Source organism: Natrinema soli (assembly GCF_028618695.1).
Window position 1 is genome coordinate 1 of record NZ_JAQIVI010000569.1, and the last position, 1,466, is coordinate 1,466.

General features: G+C 66.8%; 3 protein-coding genes. 2 read left to right on the top strand and 1 reads right to left on the bottom strand.

The genetic code is table 11. The features are described 5' to 3' along the window. Positions 1-757: FAD-dependent oxidoreductase (locus PGX04_RS26705; RefSeq protein ID WP_273741261.1), on the top strand; the 757-nt coding region annotated here is incomplete at its 5' end. 65 nt (positions 758-822) lie between these two features. On the opposite strand, the gene PGX04_RS26710 is transcribed toward PGX04_RS26705, so the two are convergent. Further along, complete coding sequence (locus PGX04_RS26710) at positions 823-1,182, bottom strand: winged helix-turn-helix domain-containing protein (protein ID WP_273741262.1); 360 nt, start codon at positions 1,180-1,182, stop codon at positions 823-825. Positions 1,183-1,269: 87 nt separating this feature from the next. On the opposite strand from PGX04_RS26710, the gene PGX04_RS26715 reads away from it, so the two are divergent. Beyond that, on the top strand, positions 1,270-1,466 hold a 197-nt coding region (locus tag PGX04_RS26715), incomplete at its 3' end, for a cob(I)yrinic acid a,c-diamide adenosyltransferase (RefSeq protein WP_273741263.1).

Genomic DNA, 1,466 nt, shown 5'->3' on the forward strand with positions numbered 1-1,466 from the left:
CGCCAGCGAGAACGGCGCTCGAGTCCGCACGCACGCACCGGTCACGTCGATGACCGTCGAAAACGGGCGAGTCACGGCCGTCACACTGGGTGGTGACGTCGACGACACGCTCCGGCCGCGCTACGTCGTGAACGCGACCGGTCCCCACGCTGGCCGCGTCGCCGACATGGCCGGCGTCTCCGTCTCGATGCGACCCACCCGCGGCGTCATGGTCTCGGTCGCATACGACGGCCTCGAGCCGGTGCTGAACCGCTGTCGCGAGCCCGACGACGGCGACATCGTCGTCCCACACGACGGCGAGGTCGTGCTCGGGACGACGAGCGTCCCGGTCGACGATCCCGACGCCTACGAGCAGTCCGACTGGGAGATCGAACGGACGATCGAGGAGTGCGCGACGATGCTCCCGTCGGTCGCCGAGAGCGAGCGCGTTCGAACGTGGTGGGGCGTCCGCCCGCTGTACGAACCCGACGAGGCAGCTCGCGGCGGTCGCGGCATCTCGAGGGGGTTTCACCTGCTCGAGCACGCCGACGAGGGCGTCGAAAACTGCTGTAGCATCGTCGGCGGAAAGTTGACGACGTACCGCCGGATGGCCGAGGCGACAGCCGATCTCGTCTGTGACCGGCTCGGGGTCGACGCCGACTGTGAGACTGCGGAGCGCCGGCTCCCGGGCGCATCGGACCCGTCACGGCTCGACGAATTCGTCCGGCAGTTCGACGGCCAGGGGCCGACGGATGCGGACCTCGTCGGCCGAGAGTGATCGCTCTCGCGGACGGGTAGTCGGTCTCGAGGAGTTCGACAACCGGAGAGCGCGAAACGGCGCGCTCAGTACTCCCGTTGCGTGTTGGACCAGATGCCCAGCTCACTCGATCGATCGATTTCGGCACACAGTTCGTTGTCGTCGTCGAGTCCGATCGAGATCCGATCGAGATTGGCGACGTAGCGCGCCGTCCGGTGGCTACCGTGATGCACGCCGACGGTCTCTTCGACCAGTCCGGCTTCCGTCAGGCGATCGAGGTTGCGATACGTCGTCGAGAGCGGGTGGTCCGTCGCCTCGGCGATGTCGTGGACCGTCATCGGCTCCTCGAGTACGGTAATTATCTCCCAACACGCCTCGTCATCGAGCGCGGCGATCACGCGCTCGAACTCGGGAGTGTCGTCGGACGAGGAGAACTCGAGAGACATTGGCTGAACCCACGTTAGAAGTGGGGCCTAAAGACACGTTTGGTTAGGAGTGTGGGTTCGCTGTGACGACTCGAGTGGACCAACTACATGTACGCTCGGGTCGACCGCTCGCGTATGAGCGACGACCGGACACAGGACTCAGCGATCGAGAACACGCCGGGGCAGGGACGGACGCCGGAACCCGAGCGGATCGAGCCGGCCGCGCCCGAGGAGTTCGGCCTCGTCCAGGTCTGGTGGGGCGACGGGAAGGGGAAGACGACCGCGACGCTCGGCATGGGGCTGCG